General features: G+C 51.7%; 1 protein-coding gene. It reads left to right on the top strand.

Going from position 1 to position 261, the window contains the following annotated elements; genetic code table 11:
* The coding region (locus Q5L94_RS13875; RefSeq protein ID WP_317498937.1) for a YceD family protein at positions 1-261 on the top strand (261 nt) is incomplete at both ends.

The following is a 261-nucleotide window of genomic DNA, read 5'->3' as shown; positions in this document are numbered from 1 at the left end:
ACTCTCGGAACGGTCCAGGCGAAGTTTATTTTTGAACGAGATGAACGTAGATCTGTGGTCATCCACAGCTCTATCGACACCGAGGTCAAAATGGTTTGCCAGCGCTGTCTTGAGCTGGTCACCCTGCCGATCCACAGCGAGTGCAGTTATGCTGTGGTGAAAGAGGGTGCAAATACCCAGTCGTTACCGCAAGGTTATGACGTGCTGGAACTGGGCGAAGATCCTTTGGATCTGCTGGCACTGATCGAGGAAGAGCTTTTG

It is taken from the genome of Idiomarina sp. Sol25 (assembly GCF_033052775.1).
In the GTDB taxonomy this organism is placed as follows: domain Bacteria; phylum Pseudomonadota; class Gammaproteobacteria; order Enterobacterales; family Alteromonadaceae; genus Idiomarina.
Note: the sequence above shows the minus strand (reverse complement) of the source record. Positions and strands in the feature narration are given on the sequence as shown.